Origin of the sequence: Amnimonas aquatica (assembly GCF_002943415.1) — a bacterium.
Classification (GTDB): domain Bacteria; phylum Pseudomonadota; class Gammaproteobacteria; order Pseudomonadales; family Moraxellaceae; genus Perlucidibaca; species Perlucidibaca aquatica_A.
The window spans coordinates 1-5,132 of record NZ_PTQZ01000136.1 but is presented as its reverse complement, the minus strand read 5'-3'; the positions used below and the strand labels follow the sequence as shown (position 1 = coordinate 5,132).

Below are 5,132 nucleotides of genomic sequence, written 5' to 3'. Positions count from 1 at the left end.
CGATCTCGTCATCGACATCGGGCTCGGTGAGGGGTACTGCCGGCGACGCCGGCAGCGGGCGTGGCACCGGCTCCGCCGGCCGCACGCGCTCGGGTGCGGCCTTGGCCACCACCTGCGCCGGCGCGGCCTCGGCCGCCTCGGGACGCGGTGCCGGCGCCGCCGGCCGCGCCACCGGCCTGTCGCCGGGCAGCGGGCTGCGCTCGGGCGTGCTGAGCAGTCGCGCCTCGGCCTCGCTGCCGCTGCCCTGCTGGTTCGCCTGCGCCAGGAAGTCGGCCTGCGCCGGCGCCTGCGGGCTGGTCGCCGGCACCAGCGTCACCTCCAGCAGCGGCGCGCTGGTTTCCGGCACCGGCAGGAAACGGATGCCGAACAGCAGCAGCGCATGCAGCAGCAGCGCCACCACCACGGTGAAGCCTAGGCGGTCAGCAGGCGTGACCGGAGATGCCGGAGCGCTGGCCATGGTAGATATTGACGTGGCGGAACTCGTCGAACTCGTTCAGGTCCGGACGCGTTTCCGACAGCACGGTGTCGGTCTTGGCGTAGTCGGGCGCGGTCAGCCCCTTGACGCGTGAATCGGCCAGCCAGACCTGATCGGCACGATCCAGGAAGGCCGGCAGCAGGCCGCGGTTGGCCGGGTCGTAGAGCACATCGGCGGCGAACAGCACATCGAAGCGCTCGTCCAGGTCGAAGAAGTCGCCGGAGAGGTCGAGATGCACGCCGTTGAGCACGGCATTGGCAGCGGTGGACTCCAGCGATACCGGGTCGATGTCGCAGGCCACCACGTGCGCGGCGCCGGCGAGCGCGGCGGCGATCGCGACCACGCCGGAGCCGGTGCCGAAGTCCAGCACCGTGCGGCCGCGCACCAGTTCCGGCTGCGCCAGGATCTGGCGCGCCTGGGCAAGGCCGGAGGCCCAGCAGAACATCCAGTACGAGGGCTCGTTCAGCGCCCAGTTCATCTCGTCCGGGCTGAGGGCATCGTGCGGGAAATCGTCGTTGAGCAGGAACAGGCGCAGGCCGTCGCAGCCGGGCAGTGTCGCCGGCGCGATGCGCGCCGCCGTCAGGTGCGGCCTGATGCGCGCGCCCAGCGCCCGCGCCAGCAGGGTGACGGTGTCGGCATCGGCGGGCGGTCGGCGCAACGGGGCATGCGCCGGCCAGACCGGCAGGCCATCGGCCCCGGCCGCCGCGAGCGACAGAGCCGGCGCGGCCTCGTCCAGCGGCGCCGCCTGACTCACAGGGCGCAGCCCCGCAGCGCGTGCTGCTGCTTGTGGCGCTGCTCGATGACCTCGATCAACCGGTCGGCGATGCCATAGTCGAACTCGCGGTCGATCTCGCGGATGCAGGTCGGGCTGGTGACGTTGACCTCGGTCAGGTACGAGCCGATGACATCCAGCCCGACGAAGATCAGCCCGCGCTTCTTCAGCTCCGGGCCCACGCGCGCGGCGATGCGGCGCTCGTCGTCGTTGATCGGCCGTGCCTCGCCGCGACCGCCTGCGGCCAGGTTGCCGCGGATCTCGTCGCCCTGCGGAATGCGCGCCAGCACATAGGGCACCGGCTCGCCGTCGATCATCAACACGCGCTTGTCGCCATCCCTGATTTCGGGAATGTAGCGCTGCGCCATGATCGGCTGCGTGCCGTTGGCGGTCAGCACTTCCAGCGTGGCGCCGATGTTCGGCCCGCCGGCGGCGAGACGGAAGATGCCCATGCCGCCCATGCCGTCCAGCGGCTTCACGATCACGTCCTGCTGCTCGGCGATGAACGCGCGCAGCTCATCGGCGCGAGAGCTGACCACGGTCGGCACCATGCAGTCGGCGAAGGCGGTGGCGAACAGCTTCTCGTTGCAGTCACGCAGCGACTGCGGCTTGTTCACCACCAGCACGCCTTCATCCTCGGCACGCTCCAGCAGGTAGGTGGCGTAGATGAAGTTCATGTCAAAGGGCGGGTCCTTGCGCATGAGAATGGCATCGACCTCGGCCAGCGGACGCACCACGGCCTCGCCCAGCTCGAACCACTTCGCCGGATCCTCGAACACCTGCAGCGGCGCCAGCCGGCCATGCACGCGGCCGTCGCGCAGCGACAGGTCGCCGGGCTCCAGATACCACAGCGTGTGCCCGCGCTTCGCGGCCGCCCACAGCATGGCCAGCGTCGAGTCCTTCTTGTAGTTCACCGATGCGATCGGATCCATCACCACGGCAATGTGCATTGCGTTCCCCTCTCAAAGGTCCTGGTCACAGGTCCCTGCCCTGCCGGGCCGGGCCTCAGTCGGCGACACCGAACTCGTCGCGGTAGCGGCGCACCGCATCCAGGTGCTCGGCGTGCAGGCCGGTCTCTTCCAGGTAGCTGATGATCTGCCCGAGCCTGATGATGCTCACCACCGGAATGCCGAAATCGCGCACGACCTCCTGGATGGCCGACAGCTCGCCCTTGCCGCGCTCCTGGCGGTCGACCGCGACCACCACGCCGACGGCCTGAGCCTGCGCGGCCTCGACCAGGGTCATGACCTCGCGGATGGCGGTGCCGGCGGTGATCACGTCATCGATGATGAGCACGCGCCCGGCCAGCGGCGAACCCACGATCAGGCCGCCCTCGCCGTGGTCCTTGGCCTCCTTGCGGTTGAAGCACCAGGGCAGGTCGCGGTCATGATGCTCGGCCAGCTGCACGGCGGTCGCGGAGGCGATGGGAATGCCCTTGTAGGCCGGCCCGAACAGCACATCGGCGGCGATGCCGCTGTCCTCGATGGCGGCGGCATAGAAGCGCCCGAGCGCGGCCAGACGGCGACCGGTGTTGAACAGGCCGGCATTGAAGAAATACGGGGACTGGCGGCCGGACTTCAGGGTGAAGCTGCCGAAGCGCAGCACGCCCTGGGCCAGGGCGAACTCGATGAACTCGCGTTGATAGTCGCGCATGAAGAACCTGTGCAAAGAAGCTGTGTAGTGGGACAACTGACAAATCCGAGGCGCCCATGATAGCGTCCCGGCAGGTTCAGCGGGCAGCCTGATAACAATGACGACAGCGGCGCCCGGAATTCAGGAAAGCGCCGGAAGCCCGCGACATGCCCAGACCCCGTATCACACGCCCCGCCCTGTGCCTCGCCGGTGCCGCCCTGCTGCTGGCATCCGCCGGCACCTTCGCCTCGCCCAGCGGTGTCGACCTGGCCCCCTGCAGGAAAGCCGCCGACCGGGTGTCCGAGCACTGCATGCAGGACCAGGGCGGCACCGAAGCCTGCCAGGCGGAATCGGAGCGTGCCTTCGCGGCCTGCCGCGAGCATCTGCTGGCACCGTTCATCCGCGACCGGGACCGGGAGGTCCGTGCCGCCGCCCATGCCACAGCCCGGGCGGCAGCCAGAGCAGCGGATCACGACGCCCCGGCAGCCTCCGTACAGGGCGAGTGAAACTGCATCGGTCATTGCCGGCGCCAGCGCGCCCCCGCCACGCCTGACAGCGCCGGTGCAGCCGTGCTAGCGTCCGGGCAGGTTCAACGGGCAGACCTCATGACAACAACAACGCCTCGCCGCGGCCACCACCGCATCGCCGGCCTCGCCAGCCTGGCCGGCACCACCATCGAGTGGTACGACTTCTTCCTCTACGGCACCGCCGCCGCGCTGGTGTTCAACAAGCTCTTCTTTCCCGAGATGGACCCGCTCAGCGGCCTCTTCGCGGCCTTCGCCACCTATGCCGTGGGTTTCATCGGCCGGCCGCTGGGCGGCGTGATCTTCGGACACTTCGGCGACCGCGTCGGGCGCAAGGCCATGCTCATCCTCACCCTGCTGCTCATGGGCGTGCCCACCATCGCCATCGGCCTGTTGCCCACCTACGAGCAGATCGGCTACTGGGCCGCCGCCCTGCTGGCGCTGCTGCGCTTCCTGCAGGGCGTGGCGGTCGGCGGTGAGTGGGGCGGCGCCGTGCTCATGGCGGTGGAGCACGCCCCCGAGGGCCGGCGCGGCTTCTACGGCAGCCTGCCGCAGACCGGCGTCGGTGCCGGACTGGTGCTGTCGTCGCTGGCCATGGCGGCGGTGTCGCAGCTGCCGGAAGATGATCTGCTGAGCTGGGGCTGGCGCCTGCCTTTCATCGCCAGCATCGTGCTGCTCGGCGTGGGCTGGCTGATCCGCGCGCGCGTGCCGGAGTCGCCCGAATTCGCCCGCCTGCAGGCCGAGCGCGAGCCGGTGAAGGCACCGCTGACGGCCGTGCTGCGCGACCACCGGCGCGGCGTGCTCAGCATCATTGGCGCACGCATGGCCGAGAACGCCTGGTTCTATCTTTCCGCCACCTTCGCGCTGGCCTACGCCACCGGCCAGCTCGCGCTGCCGCGTGCGGAGATACTCTCCGCCATCACCGCCGGTGCCACCCTGTCGCTGCTGACCATGCCGCTGGCCGGCTGGCTGTCCGACCGTGTCGGCCAGAAGCGCCTCTATCTCGCCGGGCTGGTGCTGCTGGCGCTCTATGTCTGGCCGTTCTTCGCACTGCTCGGCAGCCGCGACCTGACCCTGGCCTGGTGGGCGCTGGTGATCGCGCTGGGCGTGGTGTTCCCGCTCATGTACGCGCCGGAGTCGCTGCTGTTCGCACGCCAGTTTCCCGCCGAGGTCAGGTACAGCGGCATCTCGCTGGGCGTGCAGGTCGCCGGCGTGCTCGGCGGCGGCCTCGCGCCCATGATAGCCACCGCGCTGCTGGCGAAAGGCGGTGGCGAACCTGACTATGTGGTGATGTACCTGCTCGGGCTGACGGCGGTGGCGCTGGTGTCGGCGGGCATGATGAAAGGCGATGACCGGCCATGAAGCGGAGCAGCAAGCCATGAACAATGATCAGATCAAGGCCGTGTTCGACCAGCAGGCCGCAGGCTATGACGAGCGCTGGGCGAAGACCGCGCCCATCCGCCATGCCCTGCACTTCCTGCTCGAGGCCGTGTTCACCGGACTGCCCGCCGATGCCCGCATCCTCTGCGTCGGCGCCGGCACCGGGGACGAGATCGGGTACCTCGCCCGGCGCTATCCGCGCTGGACCTTCACCGCCGTCGAGCCCTCCGGCGCCATGCTCGACATCTTCCGCGACAAGGCCGCACAAGGCGGTTTCGGGGATCGCTGCCACTGCCATGAGGGTTACCTGGACACACTGCCGGCGCAAGCGCCTTTCGACGCCGCGACC

At 69.7% G+C, this 5,132-nt stretch carries 6 protein-coding genes and 1 pseudogene; 3 read left to right on the top strand and 4 right to left on the bottom strand.

Features of this window, described 5'->3' with window-relative positions; all coding sequences use genetic code 11:
• The 4 genes and pseudogenes from C5O18_RS06385 to pyrE form a co-directional block, all read right to left on the bottom strand.
• Positions 1-457, bottom strand: a pseudogene (locus tag C5O18_RS06385) (hypothetical protein); the annotation flags it as partial.
• Complete coding sequence (locus C5O18_RS10995; protein WP_277422152.1) at positions 420-1,229, bottom strand: class I SAM-dependent methyltransferase; 810 nt, start codon at positions 1,227-1,229, stop codon at positions 420-422. The gene C5O18_RS10995 and the pseudogene C5O18_RS06385, both read right to left, overlap by 38 nt.
• Entirely contained in the window at positions 1,226-2,197 is a 972-nt protein-coding gene (gene gshB, locus C5O18_RS06375; RefSeq protein ID WP_105192498.1) for a glutathione synthase, read from the bottom strand. The genes C5O18_RS10995 and gshB overlap by 4 nt, the downstream gene beginning before the upstream one ends.
• A gap of 55 nt (positions 2,198-2,252) precedes the next feature.
• A complete protein-coding gene (gene pyrE, locus C5O18_RS06370; protein ID WP_105192496.1) occupies positions 2,253-2,900 on the bottom strand; it encodes an orotate phosphoribosyltransferase in 648 nt (215 codons plus the stop codon).
• A gap of 146 nt (positions 2,901-3,046) precedes the next feature.
• On the opposite strand from pyrE, the gene C5O18_RS06365 reads away from it, so the two are divergent.
• From C5O18_RS06365 to C5O18_RS06355, 3 genes are all read left to right on the top strand, one after another.
• Positions 3,047-3,385, top strand: coding sequence for a hypothetical protein (locus C5O18_RS06365; RefSeq protein ID WP_105192493.1), 339 nt, complete (start codon positions 3,047-3,049; stop codon positions 3,383-3,385).
• 99 nt (positions 3,386-3,484) lie between these two features.
• Positions 3,485-4,765 carry an MFS transporter gene (locus C5O18_RS06360; RefSeq protein ID WP_105192491.1) on the top strand — a complete coding sequence of 427 codons (1,281 nt, stop codon included), beginning with the start codon at positions 3,485-3,487 and terminating at the stop codon, positions 4,763-4,765.
• 16 nt (positions 4,766-4,781) lie between these two features.
• The coding region (locus C5O18_RS06355) for a class I SAM-dependent methyltransferase (RefSeq protein ID WP_146089244.1) at positions 4,782-5,132 on the top strand (351 nt) is incomplete at its 3' end.

Excerpts from the sequence above, each read along its gene's own strand:
- gshB (WP_105192498.1), bottom strand. The coding sequence starts at position 2,197 with ATGCACATTGCCGTGGTGATGGATCCGATCGCATCGGTGAACTACAAG.
- pyrE (WP_105192496.1), bottom strand. The coding sequence starts at position 2,900 with ATGCGCGACTATCAACGCGAGTTCATCGAGTTCGCCCTGGCCCAGGGC.
- C5O18_RS06365 (WP_105192493.1), top strand. The coding sequence starts at position 3,047 with ATGCCCAGACCCCGTATCACACGCCCCGCCCTGTGCCTCGCCGGTGCC.
- C5O18_RS06360 (WP_105192491.1), top strand. The coding sequence starts at position 3,485 with ATGACAACAACAACGCCTCGCCGCGGCCACCACCGCATCGCCGGCCTC.